The sequence below is a fragment of the Echinicola pacifica DSM 19836 genome, assembly GCF_000373245.1.
In the GTDB taxonomy this organism is placed as follows: domain Bacteria; phylum Bacteroidota; class Bacteroidia; order Cytophagales; family Cyclobacteriaceae; genus Echinicola; species Echinicola pacifica.
This window is the reverse complement of record NZ_KB890738.1, coordinates 770,609-793,944: the sequence shown is the minus strand read 5'-3', so window position 1 is coordinate 793,944 and position 23,336 is coordinate 770,609. Positions and strand designations below refer to the sequence as shown.

The 23,336-nt window shown below is 44.6% G+C and carries 21 protein-coding genes; 10 read left to right on the top strand and 11 right to left on the bottom strand.

Translation table 11 applies throughout. The annotated features are described in order from the left end of the window. Positions 1–18: 18 nt before the first annotated feature. From B050_RS0103320 to B050_RS0103305, 4 genes are all read left to right on the top strand, one after another. Complete coding sequence (locus B050_RS0103320) at positions 19–789, top strand: phosphosulfolactate synthase (protein WP_018472465.1); 771 nt, start codon at positions 19–21, stop codon at positions 787–789. A 60-nt stretch (positions 790–849) separates the two neighbouring features. Further along, positions 850–1,785, top strand: coding sequence for a DUF368 domain-containing protein (locus tag B050_RS0103315; protein ID WP_018472464.1), 936 nt, complete (start codon positions 850–852; stop codon positions 1,783–1,785). Beyond that, the gene (locus B050_RS0103310; protein WP_018472463.1) at positions 1,782–2,528 is read left to right on the top strand and encodes a shikimate dehydrogenase family protein; all 747 of its coding nucleotides are present in this window, start codon (positions 1,782–1,784) and stop codon (positions 2,526–2,528) included. Before B050_RS0103315 ends, B050_RS0103310 begins: the two co-directional genes overlap by 4 nt. A 185-nt stretch (positions 2,529–2,713) precedes the next feature. Then, positions 2,714–3,964, top strand: coding sequence for a pyridoxal-dependent decarboxylase (locus B050_RS0103305; protein WP_018472462.1), 1,251 nt, complete (start codon positions 2,714–2,716; stop codon positions 3,962–3,964). Between the two features lie 194 nt (positions 3,965–4,158). Here the strand turns inward: B050_RS0103305 and B050_RS0103300 are convergent, their stop codons facing one another. Genes B050_RS0103300 through B050_RS0103285 form a run of 4 tightly spaced genes read right to left on the bottom strand, consistent with a single transcriptional unit; the run spans position 4,159 to position 8,524 of the window. After that, positions 4,159–4,806, bottom strand: coding sequence for an AlbA family DNA-binding domain-containing protein (locus B050_RS0103300; protein ID WP_018472461.1), 648 nt, complete (start codon positions 4,804–4,806; stop codon positions 4,159–4,161). Positions 4,807–4,817: 11 nt separating this feature from the next. Further along, positions 4,818–5,255: a hypothetical protein gene (locus B050_RS0103295; RefSeq protein ID WP_018472460.1), complete on the bottom strand. Its 438-nt coding sequence runs from the start codon at positions 5,253–5,255 to the stop codon at positions 4,818–4,820. Beyond that, positions 5,255–7,291, bottom strand: a complete 2,037-nt coding sequence (uvrB, locus tag B050_RS0103290; protein ID WP_018472459.1) for an excinuclease ABC subunit UvrB — start codon at positions 7,289–7,291, stop codon at positions 5,255–5,257. The genes B050_RS0103295 and uvrB overlap by 1 nt, the downstream gene beginning before the upstream one ends. Before the next feature lie 60 nt (positions 7,292–7,351). Then, entirely contained in the window at positions 7,352–8,524 is a 1,173-nt protein-coding gene (locus tag B050_RS0103285) for an Lnb N-terminal periplasmic domain-containing protein (RefSeq protein WP_026235592.1), read from the bottom strand. Positions 8,525–8,569: 45 nt separating this feature from the next. Between B050_RS0103285 and B050_RS0103280 the strand changes: the two genes are divergently transcribed. From B050_RS0103280 to B050_RS0103270, 3 genes are all read left to right on the top strand, one after another. Beyond that, on the top strand, positions 8,570–10,873 hold the full coding sequence (locus B050_RS0103280; RefSeq protein WP_018472457.1) for a T9SS type A sorting domain-containing protein: 2,304 nt from the start codon (positions 8,570–8,572) through the stop codon (positions 10,871–10,873). A 272-nt stretch (positions 10,874–11,145) separates the two neighbouring features. After that, positions 11,146–12,285: an acyl-CoA dehydrogenase gene (locus B050_RS0103275; protein WP_018472456.1), complete on the top strand. Its 1,140-nt coding sequence runs from the start codon at positions 11,146–11,148 to the stop codon at positions 12,283–12,285. Positions 12,286–12,425: 140 nt separating this feature from the next. Beyond that, the gene (locus B050_RS0103270) at positions 12,426–13,358 is read left to right on the top strand and encodes an AraC family transcriptional regulator (protein WP_018472455.1); all 933 of its coding nucleotides are present in this window, start codon (positions 12,426–12,428) and stop codon (positions 13,356–13,358) included. Here B050_RS0103270 and B050_RS0103265 read toward each other — a convergent pair. The 4 genes from B050_RS0103265 to B050_RS0103250 all read right to left on the bottom strand — a co-directional run bounded on the left by B050_RS0103265 (position 13,338) and on the right by B050_RS0103250 (position 15,630). Next, positions 13,338–14,120, bottom strand: coding sequence for a phosphoglycerol geranylgeranyltransferase (locus B050_RS0103265; protein ID WP_018472454.1), 783 nt, complete (start codon positions 14,118–14,120; stop codon positions 13,338–13,340). The genes B050_RS0103270 and B050_RS0103265 overlap by 21 nt on opposite strands. Then, on the bottom strand, positions 14,104–14,457 hold the full coding sequence (locus B050_RS0103260) for a hypothetical protein (protein ID WP_018472453.1): 354 nt from the start codon (positions 14,455–14,457) through the stop codon (positions 14,104–14,106). Before B050_RS0103260 ends, B050_RS0103265 begins: the two co-directional genes overlap by 17 nt. Next, the gene (locus B050_RS0103255) at positions 14,450–14,809 is read right to left on the bottom strand and encodes a phage holin family protein (protein ID WP_026235591.1); all 360 of its coding nucleotides are present in this window, start codon (positions 14,807–14,809) and stop codon (positions 14,450–14,452) included. Before B050_RS0103255 ends, B050_RS0103260 begins: the two co-directional genes overlap by 8 nt. 227 nt (positions 14,810–15,036) lie before the next feature. Then, the gene (locus B050_RS0103250) at positions 15,037–15,630 is read right to left on the bottom strand and encodes a YkgJ family cysteine cluster protein (RefSeq protein ID WP_018472451.1); all 594 of its coding nucleotides are present in this window, start codon (positions 15,628–15,630) and stop codon (positions 15,037–15,039) included. A gap of 655 nt (positions 15,631–16,285) precedes the next feature. Between B050_RS0103250 and B050_RS0103245 the strand changes: the two genes are divergently transcribed. From B050_RS0103245 to B050_RS0103235, 3 genes are all read left to right on the top strand, one after another. After that, positions 16,286–17,020 (top strand): LOG family protein, encoded by a 735-nt coding sequence (locus B050_RS0103245; protein WP_018472450.1) that lies wholly within the window; start codon positions 16,286–16,288, stop codon positions 17,018–17,020. 2 nt (positions 17,021–17,022) lie between these two features. Beyond that, positions 17,023–18,003: a lytic transglycosylase domain-containing protein gene (locus tag B050_RS0103240; protein WP_018472449.1), complete on the top strand. Its 981-nt coding sequence runs from the start codon at positions 17,023–17,025 to the stop codon at positions 18,001–18,003. A gap of 419 nt (positions 18,004–18,422) precedes the next feature. Continuing rightward, complete coding sequence (locus B050_RS0103235; RefSeq protein WP_026235590.1) at positions 18,423–20,093, top strand: DUF748 domain-containing protein; 1,671 nt, start codon at positions 18,423–18,425, stop codon at positions 20,091–20,093. A 25-nt stretch (positions 20,094–20,118) separates the two neighbouring features. On the opposite strand, the gene B050_RS0103230 is transcribed toward B050_RS0103235, so the two are convergent. From B050_RS0103230 to B050_RS0103220, 3 genes are all read right to left on the bottom strand, one after another. Next, positions 20,119–21,234: a DUF1972 domain-containing protein gene (locus tag B050_RS0103230; RefSeq protein WP_018472447.1), complete on the bottom strand. Its 1,116-nt coding sequence runs from the start codon at positions 21,232–21,234 to the stop codon at positions 20,119–20,121. Between the two features lie 153 nt (positions 21,235–21,387). Next, complete coding sequence (locus tag B050_RS0103225; protein WP_026235589.1) at positions 21,388–22,545, bottom strand: glycosyltransferase; 1,158 nt, start codon at positions 22,543–22,545, stop codon at positions 21,388–21,390. A 3-nt stretch (positions 22,546–22,548) separates the two neighbouring features. Next, on the bottom strand, positions 22,549–23,322 hold the full coding sequence (locus B050_RS0103220) for a 2OG-Fe(II) oxygenase (protein ID WP_018472445.1): 774 nt from the start codon (positions 23,320–23,322) through the stop codon (positions 22,549–22,551). Positions 23,323–23,336 lie beyond the last annotated feature (14 nt).

Sequence of the window (23,336 nt, the reverse complement as noted above, 5' to 3'; positions counted from 1 at the left end):
TACCTAAAGATTTAGAGAATGAATTACGTGCTGAAGAACGTGCCTGTACGTACTGAAAAACCACGAACCACAGGTTACACCATGGCCATGGATAAAGGTCTCAGCCTCAGAGAAGTAGAAGATTTTATAGATGCTTCTAGTGACTTTGTTGACATTGTAAAACTAGGATGGGCAACCTCCTATGTCACCAAAAATCTAACTAAAAAGCTGCAACTGTATAAGGACGCTGGTATTCCGGTATATTTGGGCGGGACTCTTTTCGAGGCCTTTGTGATCAGGAATCAGTTTGAAGACTATCGCAGGGTATTGGAAGAATTTGACCTGGCCTATGCGGAGGTTTCTGATGGGTCAATCACATTGGACCATAAGAAAAAGTGTGAATACATCCGTATCCTTGCCAAAGAGGTAACTGTACTGTCTGAGGTGGGATCCAAAGATGCCGCTAAGATCATCCCTCCCTATAAGTGGATCGAGCAGATGCAGCAAGAGCTGGATGCTGGTGCATGGAAAGTGATCGGTGAATCCCGGGAAGCTGGAAATGTGGGCCTTTTTAGAGACTCTGGTGAAGTAAGACAAGGCTTGGTAGAAGAGATTCTTACCAAAATCCCTGAAGAGAAAATCCTCTGGGAAGCTCCCCAAAAAGCACAACAGGTCTGGTTTATCAAATTGCTAGGCTCAAATGTCAACTTGGGGAATATCGCTCCCAATGAAATTATCCCTCTGGAAACCATTAGACTTGGACTACGTGGCGATACTTTTGACCACTTCCTCGATCTGGATGCTATTTAAACAAAAAATAATATGCGGCTGTAGTATTTTTAACTACAGTCGCTTTCTTTTGTTCCTCCAATGAAAAACTTCAAAGATTATATTCTTACCTACCTCAAAGGCATGGGCATGGGAGCGGCAGATATTGTGCCTGGCGTATCCGGGGGAACCATCGCTTTGATCACCGGTATCTATGAGACCTTGCTTGATAGCATCAAGTCCATAGACCTTGACGCTATTAAGCTACTAGGGAAATTGAAATTTAAGGCGCTCTGGGACCATATTAATGGTGGTTTCCTTCTGGCCTTGATGCTCGGTATATTTACCAGTATCATCTCCCTATCCAAGTTGATTACCTTCCTCATGGAAGAGCACCCCATACCTCTGTGGTCCTTCTTTTGTGGACTGATCATCATCAGCTCCGTGCTGATTCTAAGGGATATCAAACGGTGGAATTTACTGGTTATCCTTACCATCCCCATCGGTGCAGTGATTGCCTACTGGGTGACAGGGCTTAACCCTGTACAATCCCCCGATTCATTGATTTTTACCTTTATCGCTGGAGCCATCGCCATCTGCGCTATGATTTTGCCAGGTATCTCTGGTAGCTTTCTCCTCCTGATTCTAGGCAAATATGAGACAATTCTCTCTGCTGTTACCAATCGGGACTTCCTTACGTTGGGAGTCTTTGCGGTAGGCTGCCTTGTGGGCCTGTTGAGCTTCTCGCGCCTAGTGGCCTGGTTACTCAAAAACCACCATGCGGTCACCATTGCGGTGCTATCGGGATTTATGCTTGGCTCTATCAATAAAATCTGGCCTTGGAAAAAAGTCGTGAGCTTTAGAATTTCCAGTAGCGGGGAACAAAAGCCCTTCATCACAGAAAATCTGTGGCCAAATCATTACCTTGCAGAAACTGGTCATGAGCCTAAGTTCTTCTTAGGAATTATGGCCTTTATGTTTGGGATTCTTTTGGTAATTGGACTTGAACGAATCGCTTTTTACTTTAGCAAAAAATGAGAAAATTCGGACTTATCGGATATCCATTGAAGCATAGCTTCTCTAAAAAATACTTTTCAGAAAAATTTGAAAGGGAAGGGATTTCTGGTTGCCACTATGATCTATTTGAGATCGATCATATAGAAAAGTTTTCTTCACTAATAGAAAATGACCCCGAGTTGGAGGGAATTAATGTCACCATTCCCTATAAGGAGCAGGTTATCCCATTTCTGGATGAGCTGGAGCCAGGCAGCAAAGCCATCGGCGCAGTAAACTGCATCCAGCGTCTGGGAGATGGCCGGCTGATGGGCTATAATACCGACTATATCGGCTTCAAGAACTCCCTGGACCAATGGCTGGATGGCCAGAGGCCAAAGGCATTGGTTCTCGGCACTGGAGGAGCCTCTAAGGCTATCCGTCAGGCGCTCAAAGACCTGGAAATGCCCTACCTTATGGTATCCAGAACAGCCAATGACACAGAAAATCATATCACCTATGACGATCTGGTCGCCAACGAAAAATACCTGCAGGAGCATCTCCTCATTATCAATACCACCCCTCTGGGGACCTTCCCCAATACAGAGCATATGCCGGCCATTCCGATCAATCAGATCGGTAGAGAGCATAAAGTTTATGACCTGGTTTATAATCCCGAAAAGACTTTCCTCATGCGGTCCCTCGAAGCGAGGGGTGCGGTCGTCAAAAACGGTTTAGAAATGCTACGTCTACAAGCAGAAGCTGCCTGGGACATCTGGAACAAATAATTTCTAAATCAGTTTATACTAATGACCGGTGGTGGTGCCAAGCTTTGGCTTCACCGCAGTGGGCACAATTCTATTTTTATAGGGATATCTAATCATCCATCTATAATTATCGTCCTCTTTCAGCTATCTCACTGGCTGTCTGTCAGGACTGTATTTCCTGCCCGGTCCATTAAAATAAGGAAAGTATGTATTGGAAAAAACAATCACACGAAGAGGTAAAGAAAGCCATTTTTGCGGCTTTGGATAAGAATCATAATTACCGGGGAGAATCTCCCGCACTTGGGGTACCAGGCACTTATCTGGACACCACTGAATTTTACCACGATGCGCCATTTCTGAAGGACGCCCCCTTCATGTCCGTAATGGTCCAAAACCCAAACCATATAGGGATCCACACATTAAGTGAGCAGTCTGTATTGCCCTTATTTGCGGGAACACAGCAGATCGAGCGGGATCTGATCAAGCTTACTGCAGAGCAGATTTTTGCTGGCGAGGCAGATCAGCAGGATGGTTATGTGGCCACTGGAGGTACCGAAGCCAATATTCAGGCGATTTGGGTTTATAGAAATTATTTTAGGAATGAATTTAAGGCATCCATCGAGGAGATCGCAGTGGTCTATTCCGAGGATTCTCATTATTCCATGCCCAAAGGGGCAAATTTATTGAACCTCCATAGTATCGTGCTGGAGGTGGATATGGACAGCCGAATGATCACTGAGGACTCCTTACAGCACTCCATAGAGCAAGCAAAAGCTGAGGGATATAAGTATTTCATCGTCGTGGCAAATTTGTCCACCACGATGTTTGGATCGGTGGATGATGTTAACCGCCTTGGGGAATATTTCAGCGCTCAGCAGGTCGAATTTAAGATCCACGTGGATGCCGCCTATGGTGGATTTATCTATCCATTTACTAATGAAGACAGCGCCTATACTTTTAAGAATCCCTATATCACCTCCATTACCAGCGATGGGCATAAGATGTTGCAAACCCCTTATGGAACGGGATTATTCCTGATCCGTAAAGGATATATCCATCATGTATGCACCGAGGAAGCCCAGTATATCCCCGGAAAAGACTATACCCTCAGCGGCTCCAGATCCGGCGCCAATGCCGTGTCCATGTGGATGATCCTAAAAGTCCATGGCTCCGAAGGCTGGAAATACAAAATGGAATCCCTCTGCGATCGTACCGAAAGGATCTGCATCAAGCTGGAGAGAATGGGGGTGGCCTTCTATAGAAACCCTTTTCTAAATATTATTTCTATAAAATCAGAATTCATTTCCCAGCGTCTAGCCACCAAATACAATCTGGTGGCCGATTCCTATGAGAATGATGCTAAATGGTACAAAATCGTGGTGATGCATCATGTTAGGCAGGGAGCCTTAGACAGCTTCTTTTTGGACCTAGAAGGCGAACTAAGAAGTAAAAAGTAATTTTATATTAAAATTTCATTCCAAAAAGCTTTACCTGTGGGAAGTGGTGAGCTGCGCAATTCTTGCAGCGATCTACTTTTAGCGGTAAAGCTTTTTTTGTTTGAGCAAATGGGAAATTATGGGGATGATTAGGTTACATTTCCCCTGCATATATGCCACTTTTAGAGGCTGTATTTTTAGGCTTTCAGCCAAGATTAATCCTCCTGCGTGGGACGAAGCTTAAAGAGATCCTCCTGCTCCTGGGGAATTATCATCAGCACATTGGCGAGTACCAGCCTAATTAGGGTTTTGGAGGCTATAAATCTAGGTAGTTTGGCGATCTTCGCATACTGCTTCACCGTAATTGTATCCTGCTCATTGAAGGCTTGCATCAGCTTCATTTCCTTATCACCATAGCGGAAGATGATGTCTTGCTCCTTCTTCCCTCTTCTGAGGATCTCCCACATCTCCTTACTGGCCTGGACCGTGCGATCTTCCACACGGACAAAGGAGCGCTTGCGGCCTTCATCGATGATATAGTGAGGGCGATGGAAGCTTTTAGGAATGGTATATACAGCCACTCCCTTTTTTTCATTAATAGATACAGTATGCAATTCGTAATCTATCGCAGGTTTGATCCCTTCGTGGATGGCCTTATTGAGCAAGAAGATGTCCTCCTCGATATAGCGCTGCCCACTTACGGTGCGGTCATCATCCACGCCGATCAGCAAATGTCCCCCTTCAGTATTGGCAAGAGCGACGACCTCACGGATGATCTTTTCCGGATGGGCCACCTTTTTCTTGAACTCCACCTGAAGTCCTTCACCCTTCCGGGCAATTTTACTTACCTCCTGAAGTGTCATTTTACCCTCTGTTAGTTAATCAGAAAACTCAGTCCGGCGCGCAGTCCCGCCACATTGCTGACAGCATAATAGTCCACCATACCTTCTAAGCGCACGCGGTAGGAGATATTCACGGTATATCCAGCCCCAAGTGCAATGTCACTTTCGTCTCCCACCAGTCCACGCAGACGCAGGAAAGCCGGCTCCAGGGGATAATACCTGCCCCCTAGGGTCAGCTGATTGCCACGATTATAATTAAACTCGTACCCACCAGAGAAGGAGATATTATGCCAATGAAAATAATTGGCTTCTAAGCCTATCTGGTAGCGCTTGATCACACCCGGAGCATCTGTCCTTGCCAAATCAAAACCTCCCGAAATCAGGTAACTTCCTTCTGCCTGCTGGGCCATTCCCTGCTTCAGACCTATAAGCAAAAATAAGCTTATGGCCAATACCAGTATTTTCTTCATCAATCCATTCTTTTTAATTCTGCCAATCTTTTTTCTAATCCCTGCCATTCATCCCGCAGCCTCGCAGCTTCCATGAAGTTCAGGTCTTTTGCGGCCTTCTCCATTTGTTTTTTCGTCTGAGGAATAAGTTTCTCCAGCTTTTCCTTACTTAGGTATTGCACTACAGGATCTGCGGCATAGGCATGCTCTTCAGTGAAGTGATCATCGTAGAACTTGGCATTTTTCTTACTATCAGCCACCTTGGTTTGCCCCATGATCTTGTCACGCGACTTGATTACGGTGGTAGGTGTGATACCATGCTCTTCATTATAAGCCACCTGAATGGCCCTACGACGCTTGGTCTCATCGATAGCTCGCTGCATGGAGTTGGTGGTCCTATCGGCATACATGATCACTCGGCCATTTTCATTTCTTGCCGCCCGACCGATAGTTTGCACCAAACTTTTCTCATTTCTAAGAAATCCTTCCTTATCCGCATCCAGAATGGCCACCAAAGATACCTCCGGCAAATCCAGTCCTTCCCGCAGCAAGTTTACCCCTACCAAAACATCAAAAACCCCGAGACGGAGCTCTCTCAGGATTTCTACCCGATCGAGAGTTTTTACCTCTGAGTGAATGTATCGGCATTTTATTCCTGCTCTTTCCAAAAATTTATTTAGCTCTTCCGCCATTCTTTTGGTCAGCGTAGTGACCAGCACCCGCTCATCCTTCTTGATGGTTTGGTCTATTTCTTCCAATAAATCATCAATTTGATCGCCACTTGGGCGCACCTCGATGATAGGGTCTAGCAGGCCAGTGGGACGGATAATCTGCTCCACCACCACCCCATCAGTCTGATTCAGCTCATAGTCTGCAGGAGTAGCACTTACATAAATCACCTGATTGGTAAGCCCCTCAAATTCCTCGAACTTCAGTGGCCTATTATCCAATGCTGATGGCAGCCTGAAACCATATTCTACCAAATTCACCTTGCGGGAGCGGTCTCCTCCCCACATTGCCCGCACCTGAGGCAGGGTCACATGGCTCTCATCTATCACCAACAAGAAGTCATCAGGAAAATAATCCAAAAGACAGAATGGACGTGCCCCTGCTGATCTACGGTCAAAATATCGGGAATAATTCTCCACTCCTGAGCAGTAACCTAATTCCCGAATCATCTCCAGATCAAATTCCGTGCGCTCTCGCAATCGACTGGCTTCATCCAAGCGCATATCCTTTTCGAAAAAGGATATCTGAGACATAAGATCGTCCTGAATCTCCTTGATCGCAACATCTATTACGTCCCTGCCAGTCACAAATAGATTGGCAGGAAATATGGAAACAAGTCTCTCGTCGGAAATTTTCTTCCCAGTTTCCGGGTCTATCCGCTGGATGGCCTCCACCTCATCGCCCCAGAAGTATATCCGGTAGGCAAAGTCGGCATAAGCAACGAAGATGTCCACCGTGTCTCCCTTCACTCGGAAGGTTCCATGCTTAAACTCCATTGTGGCGCGGCTGTATAGAATATCCACAAATTGAAATAGCAGCTGATTACGAGGGATGCGATCTCCTACTTTCAGGTGAATGACATTCTTCCCAAACTCCTCCGGATTACCAATACCATAGATGCAGGAAACTGAGGCCACGACTATCACGTCCCTCCTTCCGCTGAGCAGCGAGGAGGTAGCACTCAGACGTAGCTTTTCTATCTCTTCATTGATGGATAGGTCCTTTTCTATATATACCCCACTTGTGGGAATGAAAGCCTCTGGCTGATAGTAATCGTAGTAAGAAATGAAGTATTCTACTGCATTATCAGGAAAAAATTGCTTGAATTCTCCGTAAAGCTGGGCCGCCAGGGTTTTATTATGACAGAGCACCAGCGTAGGCTTCTGGACCTCCTGAATCACATTGGCCACGGTGAAGGTCTTTCCAGATCCCGTCACACCAAGCAAAACCTGTGCAGGGTCGCCATTATTAATGCCTTCCGTCAAGCTTTTGATCGCCTGCGGTTGGTCTCCAGTTGGGCTATAATCAGATGTAATTTTTAAATCCATATCGTATCAGTCTTTAAAACAAACATCATAAAGACCTCAAATAGTTTAAAATGTTAAGAATTAACCTCTTTGCCCTAGCCGATCAAGGTTATAGTACAAGAAGTTGGTCCGAAGAATGACCACCAGAATCAGCGGAAGCACGCTTGGGTGGAAGGATTGCCAGCCCAAAATCCAAAATACAACGGCTGCATCTGCCATGATTAAAGCAATGAGCAGGTATTTCTTCAGCCAAGGTACCCAACTGGACTTCCATAAGCCCAGCCCAATAAGTCCGTGCAGGGGAAATGCCCATAGCAAATTCCAATTGTACTTCGTCGTCGTATGCTCCGTAAAGAACCACAGCAGCACCACCACAATACCTATCACAGAAAGTATTCCAAAAAAGGTCATATCGAAGCCCTTATATAATCTTTTCCTTTTGAAGCCTACGAAGGTCAAGACGATCGCAAGGATGGCAATAGCCCAAAACAGAAAAAATGGATTAAAATAAGTCGGGGCAATGGAAACAGGCTCTAGGTCCAGCACCACCGATTGGCTCTTCACTAGGTTACGTGTGGGTCCATCTCCTACAATCTGGGCTTTGGCAAAGGCTGTCTCCAGGTAATCAGGGAGAAACTGCGTCTCCCGATCCGTAGCACGCACATCGATCACACTGCCCAATGCCAGATCAATTCCTAAATCTCCCCAGGGAAGCGGGTAAACATACTCATCAATCAGGTCGCGGAAGGTTTTTTGGGAAGGCTCCTCCACCTCTGCCCACTCCAGCTTATCTCCAAGAACCTTCTCAAATACATCCCTGATGCGCGTGGCGCAATTATCATAAAAGAAATCATAACGGTAATAGCGATTTGCAGGCTGGTAATTTCGCTGAAGAAATTCAACGATATGAGATGCCTGCTGAGGATTAAGATCCAGCTCCTGCTCTCTCACTGCGCGCTCCAAGTACCTATAGTGAACTAGATAATCTTTATAGTTACTGACACTGAGCATATAATCCAACTTTCCCTGAGCAAACTTCAAATAGAAATTAGAAGTATCAAAATCGAAGGTACCATAATTGAAAACCAGATCTATCCCAGTCCCCTCCTCAGTCACACGGATGGCACTGTGCCCAAAAACACTGTATAGCTCTTCACCTGGGTCACAGGTCAACAAGCTAATTCGGTAATTTTGAGCTTGCAACTGGCTAATAGTGAGTAAAATAACTAAAAAAGAGCAGACGGACTTAAGCATGTTTGGTGTTAAATTAAAGGGTTACAATAAACATTAGCAGTCAAGATGCGAACAGTACCTGCAACTTTTCTTTTCAGGCCAATTTCAGGACGAATTTACAAGATTATATTCGTAATCTTAAGTCCTATTTTAATATTATCCCTGGCTCATGCCCAGCAGCCTGGAACTTACCGCAGCCTGACCTCTGGAGACTTCAATAGCGCCGCGATATGGGAGACCTTTGATGGAAGCTTATGGAGTCCTGCCACCGTAAAGCCCGGCCCATCCAATGATGTGTTTATTGAATTTGGTCATACGGTAGATCTCCAGTCCGATGAAGCCGTCAAATCACTTTACCTAAATGCTCAACTGAATACCTTAAAAAAACTAGGCATCAATGGCTATAACCTGTCCCTATATGGAAGCTTGAACGCCTACGAAGGATCGGCTCCCGGCAGTCCCGTCGGGGCTTGGAACACCATTGATTGGATAGGTAATAGCGAATCAAGCAGAATCACCTTTAGAGGTTCCTCCAGAATAGCAATCCCCAGCGGAGCGTGGAGCGCCTTTACCACAAGAAGTAATTTTGCCTTGGTCTTTGAGCCAGATCCCGGAGCCGTACTCAGTGTACAAGCTTCAGTCAAAGCCTCCTCCATCACCATCAAATCCGGTACCGTCATCCAGGAAGGCATCCCCGGAGTTTCCTGTGCCTCATTTTCATTCACCAATAATCCTCCCACCACCATCCCTTACGGCATTTTGACAATAGAAAATGGAGCCACACTGAGATCTTATTGCAGCGACAAAATCACCTATAGGTCGGAGTATAGTAGTATTCCCGCCGCCTCTCTTTTGCTTCAGGAAGGGGCTAAGCTGGAACTCCATGCCAATACCAGCTCCATCGATGCGGTGGATATCCAGCTGCTGGGAGAGGTGATCTTTGCCAGTAATGCTGGAAACCAATCCTTCATCACCAGCAGCATGGCCGGCACGATGCCCCCGCGGGTATATCATGATATCCGATTTACTAATACTGCCAATAAGATCTTGCCCGGCAGCCTCGAGCTCACAGGAGATATGATCCGCAGTAGCGGCGGAGAGATCATCGATAATTCCAGTCAAGTATCCTTCACCGGCCTTTACAGTCAGGAAGTCAGTGGTTTTGAACTAGATATTAGCTCAGTTATTATTGACAAACCTACCGGGCTTTTGAGCTTTGATGAGAATGTGTCGAGCAAAGGAGATTTCCAGATGCTCGCCGGAGAGCTGGACTTTAGGGATCATCGACTGGCTATCAACACCGCCTCCCTGGGAATCTATAACTACCAATCAGGGTCATGGGCCAACCTTTCGGGGCTTGATTACCGAGGAATTCCAGGTAATTTACTGCCCCAAAATGCCTCCTTTCCCTTCGTGGATCGGTATGAAGAAGGGCTAAGGATGCTACAGATCCTCGGTAGCCATGCGAGTGCCGGAGAGCAACTCACCATCGATTACCATCAACTGCCCGGCGTAGATCATGACGCTAATTTCTATGATCTGGACGGAACCTTAATTTTATACCAACTCAACAGTTATTTTACTATCTCCAGCCCCAGTATTGATCCCTCTGGTCTAATGATGAGAATATCCGCCCATGAGCTTATCGTGGATGATGAGGCAGATCTGCGAATCGTGGGGGACCATATTCCTGCCACTGGTAGCCACCAAGTCGGTGAGCTATCAGCAGGGAACCCTTGGGCAAGAAGAAGTGTCCGTATGGATGAGCTAAATGGTAAAAACTTCACCATTGGAAGTGAAAGGGTGGCTAGTATCCTGCCGCTGCAATGGTTGAGCTACCAAGCCCTCACTAAGGGCCATATGCGGCAACTATCATGGAGCTTTAGTCTTGAGGAAGAGACACCAGCGCTCTTCACCATCCACCGATCCATAGGCACGATCCACCAGTTCGAAATCATCGGACAATCTCAAAATCACAATGGAACTACTGCCCTCTTTGAGGACCTTGATCGGCTGGCCCCGGGATATATTTATTACCAGATCTCCTTTTCCACCACTTATGGGCAGGTGGTTTTTAGCCCTGTATTCAGCGTTCTTCAGCCTTCAGATAGCCTGGAGACTGAGTTTTACCCAAATCCCTATTTGGCTGGAGAGCTTCATATTCCAGGCCTGGATACTGTAAAGGATAGCCAGATCATATATGCGGTACTTTATCTCCTCAGTGGTGAGGTGCAATTTAATTTAGGGGTAGAAAAAAAATTCTTCTTAGCGAAGCTAGAAAACCAACTTCAGCAAGTGCCGACTGGCCACTATATCCTCCATATCAATAGCCCGGCAGGAGAGATAACTATCCGCCTGATCAAGGAATAAATAGGTCAAAGGGTTTAGATAGAATGAGCCAAACCAATTTTTCATAAATTGGATTGAGAGTTGAAACAGGGAATGCCGGTAGGATGAGCAGGTATTGAAAATTAGCAATTTTCCCAAAATAGAAGCCGCTTTATGGTAATATTAAGGCAATATTGAGCAATGATCCTGCTGGCAATGGAGAAGATTGTCCCTTTAAATATTAGGGTAAATACATTGACCGTCAGCAATATTTCGGTTATATTCCACAAGTAACCATTATAAACCCAAATTTTATGAATTTCATCTTATCCGAGGAGCAGCTGGCGGTGCGTGATGCCGCTAGAGAATTTGCTCAGACCGAACTTTTACCTGGCGTCATAGAACGGGACAGCCAAGCGCTATTCCCTAAAGACCAAATCAAGAAAATGTCCGAGTTGGGGTTCATGGGAATGATGGTGGACCCTACCTATGATGGTGGGGGCATGGACAGCATCTCCTATGTGCTGGCGATGGAAGAAATCTCAAAAATAGATGCCTCCGCCGCCGTGGTGATGTCGGTCAATAATTCCCTGGTCTGCTGGGGACTGGAAAAATACGGCAACGAATCCCAAAAAGAAAAGTTCCTCAAGCGGCTGGCGACTGGCGAGATATTGGGTGCTTTTTGCCTATCCGAACCCGAGGCAGGATCTGACGCCACTTCCCAACGAACCACCGCCGTCTTGGAGGGGGATCAGTATATCCTCAATGGCACAAAGAACTGGATCACCAATGGTAATACCGCCAGCGTGTACCTGGTCATGGCCCAGACCAATACATCGCTAGGCCATAAGGGCATTTCCACCTTTATCGTAGAGAAAGATACACCTGGATTTCAGGTGGGGAGGAAAGAGGATAAGCTAGGCATCAGGGGATCAGACACCCACTCCTTGATGTTTACGGATATGGCAGTGCCTATAGCCAATCGTATCGGCGAGGACGGATTTGGGTTTACCTTTGCGATGAAGACTTTGGACGGCGGACGAATAGGCATCGCCGCTCAGGCATTGGGAATCGCTTCGGGGGCTTATGAGTTAGCGCTTGCGTATAGTAAAGAACGCAAGGCATTTGGGAAGACTATTTCTCAACATCAAGCCATACAGTTTAAACTTGCGGATATGGCCACGCAGATCGAAGCGGCCAGGATGCTGGTGTGGAAGGCTGCCTGGCTAAAGGACCAGGGCCAGGACTATAGCCATGCCAGTGCGATGGCCAAGCTATATGCCTCACAGGTGGCAATGGAAGTGACAGTGGAGGCTGTACAAATTCATGGAGGCTATGGATTTGTCAAAGAATACCATGTGGAAAGGCTTATGAGGGATGCAAAAATCACTCAGATTTACGAAGGAACGAGCGAAATTCAAAAAATAGTCATATCACGTAACCTATTAAGATAAATAATTCCTTTGCTAAAAATACTTCCCAAACCCTTAATATTACTATTAATTTTCGGCCCACTTTGAATTTTTTGTTAATTTTATTATATAATGATTAAAAAAATCATACTTTTACAGATGTTAAAATAATTAAGTCGGTCATGGAATATTACAATAAAGTCATAGAATCCGTAGGAGTGCGGTACACGAGGGGAAATAACTACAAGGTAGAAAGGCCTGTTACCGTGACGGATTATATAGAACCAGAGAACTCGGTGATATTATTGCACCAGGGCACTCTGAAGTACGGTGATGAGCAAGAACTTGTGAATGAGGGGGAGATTTTATTTGTCCCTGCCGGAAGAAGCTGCAAGGTTTCCTTTGGTCAGGCTACCAAAAGAAATGAAATGTCCAACGATTCTTTCTTGGACAATAAGAAGAAACATCTTCAAAGTATAAGCTTTAAGGACATCAAGAATGCAGATGAAGATTGTGTTACCTTGGTAACATTCGAAGCGAAAGTGTTTGATGTTGTGAATTTCTTTAACTCTCTGGGGATTCCTCCATTCATCATTCGTTTCAATGACCGCTTGGCGGCCATCATCGAAGATGTGGTGAAAGAATCAGAACAAAACATCCCTGGAAAAGAAAGAGTAATTAAAATTCACACTGAATTATTGGTGGTAGAACTGGTAAGACATATCCTTAAGAATCGTTTGTTTGTGGAAGAAATGTCCACCAACTCCACGTACTTCAAGGATCCACGCCTTATCGATATGTTCAATTATATCAAGAAGAACATCGGTGGAGACCTATCTAATAAGGTGCTAGCCAAGGTGGCCAATGTTTCTGAAGATTATGTGGGCCAGTACTTCAAAATGCTGACGGGCATCAATCCTCAGGATTATATTGAATACCAAAGAATGGAAGCCGCTGTGGAGCTCCTCAGAACTACCAAGAAAAGCATCCGTGATATAGGCAAGGAAGTTGGATATAAGGATACGGCTTATTTCTGCCGTCGATTTAAGATGATGTATGGATTGCCTGCCGGCAAAATGAGAAGAAGAGAATCCCTAATTAACGTTCAGGGATAAATTAAAAATAGACACCATTTCTAAAACCTCGGACAATAATCCGGGGTTTTTTTCTAGGCTATTGCCCAGTACTATTAAGTCTGCTCCGGCTTCCAAGGCACTTTGAGCTTTTTGGGGAGTATTAATTCCTCCACCCACGATGAGTGGTCGATTGATTTTATTGGCGACTGCCTTTATAATTTGGGCATTTACTGGCGAAGCGGCCCCACTCCCGGCATCCAAAAAGAAAAACTGCTGCCCTAATAGATGTCCTGCCATGGCGGTAGCCACGGCCAATGCCGGCTTAGAGGACGGCAAGGGAATAGTTTGGGAAATATAGGAAGCGCTTGAGGCTGGCCCATCGCCCACCAGCATATAGCCTGTGGGAAGCACTTCTAACTTACTATCATATAGAAGTGGCGCTGCAGCCACCTGCTGGCCAATCAATAAGTCTGGATTCCGACCAGAAATCAAGGTCAAAAATAGAATCCCATCGGCATGTGCGCTAAGCTGAATGACATTGCCAGGGAAAAGAATGACGGGGATTTCCGGGGATTTGGCCTTAATTTTTAGGATGGTTTCATCCACATTGTTCTCCAATATAAGACTTCCACCCACCAGAAAACAGCCGATCTGATCGGAATGAGAAAAATCCAAAAGCTGGTCAAGCCACTGGTTTTGGCTCGCTTTTTCCGGATCCACCAATACAGCAAGTCCTTTTTTGCCATGAGCTCTTAGATGAGTCAAATACGCAGAAAAGGAGCTTCTATTTTGGGCTGTCATTATTTACTTTTTTGGATAATACCTCTATCAACTTCGCCTGGCCTATAGTAAGTGCCACCATAAATAGCCGTTTCCCTAAGGTACCGCCAAAGGATGACTTCTGTTTTTTGATCTTTCTGGATTTGTTTATGGATGGGTTTGCGCTCGATTTCAACTTCCTCTTATCGGACTTCTTGCCTTTGATCAAGCGAGTACCGCCGTAAGCCAGCAGGCCACCAGCCAATACCGCGCCGCCCACCTTAGCCCAGGATTCAGACTCTTTCTTGAACACCTCCAATTGAAGATCCAGTTGTCTTTCCAGATCTTCGGCCTTTTTACTTAGCTCGTGCTTATTCATCGTTATTTTTATTTTTTTTCCTAAAAAACAAGAAAGTGTTCAACACCGTCCCTACATTACCTTGGATGGTTTTGGAATCCTTACTGATATAGAGCAGCAGCAGGATGCCTACATAAATCAATCCTACATAGAGGAATCCGAGAGAATTGGAATAGGTGATTTCCGCAAAGTAAAATGCCAATGCAATGCTACCAAAAAGCAATATCAATACGGCAACAATCACCATCATGGATAGAATGGCCACCCGAGTGATGATGGAAGACATTTCCTCCTGAAGCTCATTCTTAAGCACTTGAATACGCACTTCAATCAGCTTTTTTACGGTGTTGATGATTTCGGAGATGTTCAGCATTATTATTAATTTAAGTGAAAAATGCAGTTTTACCCAATTTTGTTCTTTGCTAAGACTCATCTCAGCAGCTCCCATCTTTTTAGAAATGGTAAACGATTTTCTTCAAAATTAATGCCTGTCTTCTTCCTGGCTCTATAAAAAGAAAAAAGTTTGTTCCTTAAACATAAATAAGAGGGTGTTCAGATCAAAACTTCATACAATATACATCAAAAACCTTGCAGGAAAAATCAGCCTGCCTGTCCTTCACTGTAAAAATAAAAAGCTAAGACCTCTTCCAGAGCCCGTTTGATCGCTAGGTTTACGGGCAGCTGCATCCCGGCCATGGAGGGGTCTATGGCATACAGCTGAGTATAATAATGAGAACTCATCGGCACCGCAAGCCCTTCAGAGATGGCCTTTTGTGTGAGCAGATGCTCCTCAGCCCTTTCTTCCTTGAGCGTCTTGCAAGTGATCAACTCCTTCACGCCAAACTTATTCTTCTTCGCAGAACTGCCAAATAATCTACAGATCAAGCCACGGGTTTTATATTGGCTGCAGGAGCCCGCAGAGCCATCCACACTGAGCGTGGTGAGCAATATGCAGTACGACTGCTCAGGGTTTTCGCCTATGCTATCAAGCAGCTCCTCCGCCTTTCCCGAATGATAAGCCGCCATTGCCATAGGCAAAAATTCCAAAGCTGTGGCTGGCACAGATGGATTGGCACAACATTTACCACATCCGATGATGCAGCTTAAGGCCGCACGGTTATGATAGGCCGCAGTCTCAACATCCAATGCCTCGAATAACGCACTGACTGCCTGAGATTTCTGAATTAAATTCATATAGTTTTATAAAAAGCATGCGAAGGTACGTCGGGGATTGGTCTCGTGCAAGAGCTATTTTTCTAGCCTTATAAATATTAAAGCCCTAGCCTCCACACCTCCCTACTGTGAAAGGCTTGGTATTTCCAAAATGAATAGATTGCCCTAGCTTAAATATCCTCAATACCCTCACTGTCCTCTCCAGTTTTTGACCTGAAACGTAGCTAAGCTACCATAGCAGATTCAAAACCTGAGGGAACGCAAAGGCTAAACAGCATCAATTTCTGCTAAGGTCCTAGGAATGAGAAAGGAAATGCTGGGATTTAACCCTATGAAAAATGGATATATGGGCCTTCACCAGAGGGAGAAATAGCTATCGATCAAGCAATTTTCATAATCATTGGTCACTTGCGTATATATGCGTATTACTGTGTAGGAAATAGTTTCTAAAATGGTAAATTATACCTTACCTTAGTGTAAAAGAACAGGCAAATAGCGGCGGGAATAGGTTTTCGCTAGCCATATGCCATTAAATAGCTATCGGAAGCGGTAGCCATAGATTAAGGACTTTAGAGGCTATTTCGATAGGAGTGTCGGCAATTTATTTCCAAAATAATGATCAATGGATAATAAGTTTCCGTACTTAAAGTAGTTTTCTTTTTAACCCCGATAAATTATGAGTGAGAAATCAGGAAAAATAGATTTGACAGAAGAGGATAGAATCAGACGAGCGTTCAAGGAAAAAGATTGGAGCGAAATCAGAAGTGCGAATTCCTGGGTGATTTTTAAGGTAATGTCTGAGTTTGTGGAAGGCTTCGAGAAGCTAGCCAAAATCGGACCTTGTGTATCCATTTTTGGATCAGCGAGAACTCCCCAAGACAATAAATACTATAAAATTGCTGAAGAGATCGCGGCCAAATTGGTCCGTCATGGCTACGGTGTCATCACTGGCGGTGGACCTGGTATCATGGAGGCAGGTAATAAAGGCGCCCATTCAGAAAAAGGTAAATCTGTTGGCTTGAATATTCAGCTTCCTTTCGAGCAATTCAACAATATGTATATCGATCAGGACAAGCTGATCACCTTCGACTATTTCTTTGTGCGGAAGGTGATGTTTGTGAAGTATGCCCAGGGCTTTATCGTGCTTCCCGGGGGTTTTGGGACCATGGATGAGCTCTTTGAAGCCCTCACCCTGATCCAGACCAAGAAAACAGGGAAATTCCCTATCATTTTGGTGGGCAGGGAGTTTTGGGAAGGCCTCATAGACTGGATCCAGAAGGTGATGCTGGATCGCCATATGAATATTCATGCAGAAGATATGCAGCTCTTCTCAGTGGTGGATACCGCAGAGGAAGCCGTGGAAGTAATTGACGAGTTTTATAATAAATACCTACTATCTCCAAATTTCTAATAGTGAAGCATTTACATATCTTTATACTGTACGGCCTAGTGGCCGTACTTTTTATTTTGTGGTATAGGAGCACAGAAAGTAGCCCTCAGCCTGTAGCAACCACTCAGGAAAGCCCTGTCTTCATCCCTAGTGAAGAACCGAATGAAGAGCCGATAGAGGAACCTAATTCGTCCATCATACGGCAGGCAGCTGGAGGCCATAGGGTGGAATTATTCGACTTGCCTAAGACAATGGATTTTGCGGGAGAAAAAGTCCCCTTAGAGGCCGGGGAAATTCAGGAAAGACTCGAGCGAGAGGTCTATGTTAATGCATTTTGGGAATCCAATATGCTGCTGATGATGAAGCGAGCAGGGCGGTACCTCCCCGAGATAGAAAAGATACTAGCCCAGTATAAGATCCCCAATGACTTCAAGTATGTAGCCATAATCGAATCAGGCCTGATGAATGTGGTTTCTCCTGCCGATGCAAGAGGGTTTTGGCAATTTATGAGCGGTACAGCGAAGGATTTTGGGCTGGAGGTCAATAAGGAAGTGGATGAGCGATATGATTATATTCAAGCCACTCATGCTGCATGCAAGTACTTGAAGCAGTCCTATGCGAAATTTGGCAAATGGACAAATGTAGCGGCTAGTTACAATATCGGTCAAACCGGGCTCATTCGGCGGATGAATGATCAGCAGCAGCCTGACTATTACGACTTAGCCCTCAATGAAGAAACTGCTCGCTATATGTTTAGAATCTTAGCCTTCAAGGAAATCATGGAAAACCCAGAAAAATACGGCTTCCACCTTCAAGAAAAAGACCTCTATAAAATGCCTCAACTAAAAACCCTCGTAGTAAAAAGTACCATCGATGATCTAGCGGATTGGGCAATTAAACATGGGAGCAATTATAAGGACCTGAAAACGTATAATCCCTGGCTACGATCTAGCAAACTCACCATCAGTAAAAACAATGAATACCACATTAAACTTCCAGTATAATATTACCTATTTATAACTTTTCGGTTATAATATTAGTTATATTAAAGCCTTAGTAGTCATGGCCTGAGCTATTAAGGCTTTTTTAATGGCCAATGTACTTCATTATGAAACTCTTAAGTACAAATTATATTAGCATACCTGGGGTATTGGAAGGCTGAAAACCTCCTTATTATCTTGTGTTATTTACCAGCTCGCGCGGACAATAGTCCTTGGATTTTTAATTCAGTTTTCAGTCCAAGAGTAGGTTTTATTACCAGATTCCAAGGGAAAAGATTCAGGTCAATAAATCATTCACTTGATATCGTCAATTTTCCGCGGAGCGGGAAGTCAAAACGATTAGGAAAGACAAGGACATGTTTTTTGGCTGCTGGATGATGAACCGATACCTTTTTATTTCGCAACCCTTGAGTTGATTCTATATGAAAAAGAAGAAAACATTATACATTCTATTAAGTGTTCTTTTAGGGGTACTCTTAGTGTTGGAGGGGGTCCCTTATTTTGTAAATGTGTATTTGAATGCGAATGCAGATCGCCTGGTAAGTGATATGATCACACGTACCAATGACTTTAGCGGTCATAAGGTAAAGATCGGAAATATTCGCCTGGATTATGATTACCGGGGCACTTACTTGGAGCTGGACTCTGTAGCCATCTATCCTGAAGAGCAGGTGGAAGAAAATAAGGTGCGCATTGACCTAATGGCGGACCGGATCTTAATTTCTGGCTTCCGATGGAGAAGCCTGGTTTTTGATAATGCGATTGTCCTTGACTCGGCCCAGCTAAAAGGTCTCTATATACAGTCCACCTCCCCGAGCTTGGACTCTTTGCAGCTAAAGGAAGACTCCACTTCGTCCCGAAAGAAAGGCAAAGATTATAAGTCTATTAAGGTGAATCATATCAATGTACAGAACCTTAATCTAGAAAATAGAGACATGGCCACCGACTCCCTTAGATTGGAGATAGCAGGGCTGAATCTGAACGCAGGGGAATTTGAGCTTACCAGCGAGGACTTGGCAAATGATCAAGCGCTATTTGGAGTGGGTGATATTGAGGGAAGTATTGCCAAGGCTGCGGTGCATTTCAATGAAAGCCGGAATGTAGTGGTAGCCAAAGGCATGACCATTGATAAGGCGAATAAAAGCCTAAAAATCGATAGTGTAGGACTCGATAATAAGTGGGATAAATATCGCTATATCAATGATTTTACGAAGGAGACCGACTGGATAGAATTAGAGAGGGGACAGCTGGAGCTCATCAATATGAATTATGAGGCTTTCTTAGCGAAGGGACTTATAGAGGCAGAAACTCTGCATGCTAAAGACCTGAAAATATCTGTATTCCGAGACAAAAGAAAACCAGATGACACCCGGAAACGCCCGAAGATGATCAATGAAATCATCAATAGCATTCCTAAAGATCTCCACTTGGACAAGATCCATATGGAGAATGGGCACGTAAGCTATGAGGAGCGGCCTGACAATGGGGTTCCAAAATCCGGTATGATATTCTTTGATCAGATCAACGCCGATATCAGTAATATAACCAATATCCCTGAGCTCCTCGAGGATCATAGCGAGCTCACCCTAAAGGCCAATGCCCGAATCATGGGTGCAGGGAAGGTGGACCTCAATGTCACCTATTTCCTTCAGGATAGCACGGGGAAATTTAAAATGGACGGTATGATTCATTCCATGGAATTGCCAGAGATCAATGCGATGCTGCGGCCAGCTACACAGGTAGAAATCCGAAGCGGCCAGCTCCAATCTTTAGCATTCAATATCAATGGCAATGACCTGGAAGGAAGGGGAGAATTGATCATGAAATACACCAATCTGGCCATTGATATCCGTGGAAAAAGCTATGGTAAAGACCAAAATGTATTTCAAAAAATCGGTTCTTTTCTTACCAACAAGCTCATCATCCGAACCGAAAACCCCAATAAAAAAGAGGAATTACGTAAGGGGCATGTTTACTTTAAACGGGACCAGAGTAAGTTTATCTTCAATTATTGGTGGAAAATGATGCTAAGCGGAATGCGGTCCACCCTTACTGGAGAAGATGAGGAAACACTGCGAAAGCGCACCGAGTAAATCTCTGCGCCATTCAAGGTTCGGCTTATTTGGCTAAGTTTCGAAAGACTGCGAGGTATTGATCGGTGACATGGTCCCAGTCGTACTTTTTGGTCAGGCCCTTATGGGAATTTTGCCGCAGCTCGGACATATCCGCCGCTGAGCGCTCTGCTTTATCAATTAGCTCAGTGACCGACTTCGTGTTTTTTTGGAAATACCATCCGAAGGTTCCCTGCTGAAGCATCTCCTGATTAAAAGGCGTATCGAGGGCCAATATCGCACAGTCATAGCCAAGGGCTTTGAGCATGGCTGGATTGGTGCCGCCATATTCATGTCCATGAAAATACCCATAGCAATTACGGTATAATGCGGCCAGTTCCAGGGGGTCTTTTACATACCCTGTAAAAAGCAATCGGTCATCATTTATTGCCTTTAGTCTATCCACATAGTCATCCTGATAGGGCACATCCCCCACTATCACCAGCTTGCGAGCAGAAGTCGTCTTGATAAATCCCTCGATGATAAGATCGGCATTATTATCGGGTACCAGGCGACCCACGATGAGGTAATAATCCTGAGGCTTTAGCTTCCAGGTTTGGATAAGATTGGGGTCTGCCTGAAGGCCAGGATTGGACCCATAGGCAATCACGGTGGAGGGGGCATTGAAAAGCTCAAGATAAACCTTCTGCATTTCATCGGAGTCATTGATGATCTGGTCGTAAAATTTGGTGGCCATTTTGGAGGCCCAGAAGAAATATTTTGCCCCAAATCCTTTCCACTTAGGCCGCAACCACTCCAGCCCATCCACATTGATGGCGGTAGGTTTGCCCATGATTTTGGAGATAATCCCAAAGGGACCATTGGCACTATTGACCACGAAGATCACATCCGCCTTGGAAAAGCAGGCGTGGATCATGGAGAAAAATGAATGGGTAAGCTGGGTCAGCGATTTTGATTCCACCGCTGGCATATATACTAAGTCGATCCCATTGACTTGGCTGGGGCGCTCCTCAAAGAGGGCCTTGTGGCAATAGACGGTGACTTTTACATTTTTTTTAACCAATCGCTCACAGAGTTCCTTAATCATGGTATCGTATCCACCATAGACGTAAGGATAGCCTTTCGCCCCAAAAATCGCTATGCGTATTGGTTTTTCATTCATGGTATTCACTCTAATGGGTAATAAATAGTTGGGATTAACAGCACAAAGTCATCTCCCAAAATTAATGATTTTCTATACCTGTCATTCCTCTCTGCCGAGAAGCTTTGGTCGGCTTGCCCCGTATACAATACTATTTTACGAGCAAATTAACGCCTATTGACGCTCGATGGAGATTTGATCCCGAAATAGCTGTCCGAGATTTTTGAAGTAGGCGTCCACCGAGAAATGTTCTATGACCCTTGCCTGTCCTGCTAAGCCCATCTGATGACGTAAACCAGCATTCTTAATCAAATTATCGAACTTACTGGCGGCAATTTCTGCCCGGTCCCAAGGCACCAAAAAGCCAGTTTCGCCATCCAGTACCATCTCAGTAGCCCCACCATGCGCTGTCGCAATGACAGGCTTACCGGCCGCCATTGCTTCCAATACGGTGGTGGGAAGTGGATCTGGAAGTATAGATGGAAGCATAAAAATGTCCAAGCCCCCCATAATATTTGGGATATCAGTACGATAGCCCAGGTCGCTCACCTTCCCCTCCAGCCCATGCTCGCGGATACGCTCCTTAATCTCATCATACAGGTATTCATAGCCCGTGAAGGCATCTCCTACCATCACAAAATGGATATTATCATGCCTTTCGGCCAGGTGCTTGGCGATATCTAAGAAGTACGATTGTCCCTTCCAGAAATGCACTCGAGCAATCATGCCAATGAGAATATGGCTATCAGGAATGCCAATTTCCCTTTTCAGATCATAATCAGCCTCCTTAAAGGGCCTATAGTCAATCCCATTATATATTAGTTTCAACTTACTGGAAGGGACATTTCCTTGCATATTATCGAGGACTGCCTGTGACACCCCTAGCACACTATCCCCAGTCAGAGAGATATATTTTTCAAGAAGAAACTTAAACCATCGAGGGTTCTGGATGATTTCGTGAATATGCCATACGTGCTTTTTTTTGGTAGTAAAATGAAGTAATCCTCCCACCACATTTGCATTAGAATTGGTATAAACCAATTGTACATTTTCACTTTTAATAAGTCGGGTAAGGGTTTTGGTGGAATGCCACAATTGCTTCGCAAGACTGAGCAATCCAGCAGGGGACAGGTTTTTTCGCCTGAGCACCCCATGATCCAAAAGATGAACCGTGGCCCCAGTATTTGTAATCTCCCCTACTAATGGACCATCAAAGGGCAAGACTACGATAGGCTCCATTCCCTCCTCAATAATCGCCTGAACAGACCGAACCAAGTTGCGACTAGCGCCATACAAATCTGCGGCACTATGAATTACTAATACTCTTATCACTGATTAATTTTTTGCTGTTCCGCTACCAAAAAACTTATTCTTGGTCTGCACCAAAAAGTTGTAATTTTTGGCAAACATCTTTTTCAATACTGAGCTTTCCTCCTTTGGAAACCAATCAGTGGTTCTGGGCTTTTCGATAAATATCTTATGTTCCTGATAGGCATATGTGGCGATGGAAGTCCGGTATCTACCAGGAGGAAAATTGGTCATATCATAACCGTGGAGAGTATATGGCCCACACTGCTGAATGATTAATCTATTGAACGGCACATCTAATTCTTTTTCAGCGTCCGTACGTAGGTCGCGAATTCTGAGCCCGCCTTTATATTCAGGTTTCCAATCTTGGTTCAGGTACAATAATAGATTCAACTCCCGATACCAATTTTTATGAATGGGATGATAGTTAAAATCCAGATGCATATCCAAAAAACTATTCTTTTTCCCTTGATGCAGGCCTCCCCCATGATTTTTGGGATCCACAAACACGCTCTTAGCGGTTATAAAAGAGAGGATCTTATTAAAGCGATCGGAGGACAAATCTTCATATAATTCTTTTAGCTCAGGGCAAATTTCCTTATAATTTGATTTTTCAAATTTATTATTGGCAAACACATAATCTCTACTTTTGTTCTCCAGTTCTGGAATGGCTTGATAGGCGGCATTTAATTGACCCGCATCACAAAAATCATCAATTACAAGATGCGGAAAGGGTTGTGCAGCCAGATAGCGCAGTCTAAGCTCCTCCAAGTTGGCTTCTAAATGCTCAAAATTAATCATTTGTCTTTTCGTTT

Excerpts from the sequence above, each read along its gene's own strand:
- B050_RS0103255 (WP_026235591.1), bottom strand. The coding sequence starts at position 14,809 with ATGCTGAACATCTCCGAAATCATCAACACCGTAAAAAAGCTGATTGAA.
- B050_RS0103305 (WP_018472462.1), top strand. The coding sequence starts at position 2,714 with ATGTATTGGAAAAAACAATCACACGAAGAGGTAAAGAAAGCCATTTTT.
- uvrB (WP_018472459.1), bottom strand. The coding sequence starts at position 7,291 with ATGGATTTAAAAATTACATCTGATTATAGCCCAACTGGAGACCAACCG.
- B050_RS0103265 (WP_018472454.1), bottom strand. The coding sequence starts at position 14,120 with ATGACAGCCCAAAATAGAAGCTCCTTTTCTGCGTATTTGACTCATCTA.
- B050_RS0103270 (WP_018472455.1), top strand. The coding sequence starts at position 12,426 with ATGGAATATTACAATAAAGTCATAGAATCCGTAGGAGTGCGGTACACG.
- B050_RS0103285 (WP_026235592.1), bottom strand. The coding sequence starts at position 8,524 with ATGCTTAAGTCCGTCTGCTCTTTTTTAGTTATTTTACTCACTATTAGC.
- B050_RS0103230 (WP_018472447.1), bottom strand. The coding sequence starts at position 21,234 with ATGAATGAAAAACCAATACGCATAGCGATTTTTGGGGCGAAAGGCTAT.
- B050_RS0103295 (WP_018472460.1), bottom strand. The coding sequence starts at position 5,255 with ATGAAGAAAATACTGGTATTGGCCATAAGCTTATTTTTGCTTATAGGT.
- B050_RS0103310 (WP_018472463.1), top strand. The coding sequence starts at position 1,782 with ATGAGAAAATTCGGACTTATCGGATATCCATTGAAGCATAGCTTCTCT.
- B050_RS0103315 (WP_018472464.1), top strand. The coding sequence starts at position 850 with ATGAAAAACTTCAAAGATTATATTCTTACCTACCTCAAAGGCATGGGC.
- B050_RS0103280 (WP_018472457.1), top strand. The coding sequence starts at position 8,570 with ATGCGAACAGTACCTGCAACTTTTCTTTTCAGGCCAATTTCAGGACGA.
- B050_RS0103235 (WP_026235590.1), top strand. The coding sequence starts at position 18,423 with ATGAAAAAGAAGAAAACATTATACATTCTATTAAGTGTTCTTTTAGGG.
- B050_RS0103275 (WP_018472456.1), top strand. The coding sequence starts at position 11,146 with ATGAATTTCATCTTATCCGAGGAGCAGCTGGCGGTGCGTGATGCCGCT.
- B050_RS0103245 (WP_018472450.1), top strand. The coding sequence starts at position 16,286 with ATGAGTGAGAAATCAGGAAAAATAGATTTGACAGAAGAGGATAGAATC.
- B050_RS0103300 (WP_018472461.1), bottom strand. The coding sequence starts at position 4,806 with ATGACACTTCAGGAGGTAAGTAAAATTGCCCGGAAGGGTGAAGGACTT.
- B050_RS0103220 (WP_018472445.1), bottom strand. The coding sequence starts at position 23,322 with ATGATTAATTTTGAGCATTTAGAAGCCAACTTGGAGGAGCTTAGACTG.
- B050_RS0103320 (WP_018472465.1), top strand. The coding sequence starts at position 19 with ATGAATTACGTGCTGAAGAACGTGCCTGTACGTACTGAAAAACCACGA.
- B050_RS0103260 (WP_018472453.1), bottom strand. The coding sequence starts at position 14,457 with ATGAATAAGCACGAGCTAAGTAAAAAGGCCGAAGATCTGGAAAGACAA.
- B050_RS0103250 (WP_018472451.1), bottom strand. The coding sequence starts at position 15,630 with ATGAATTTAATTCAGAAATCTCAGGCAGTCAGTGCGTTATTCGAGGCA.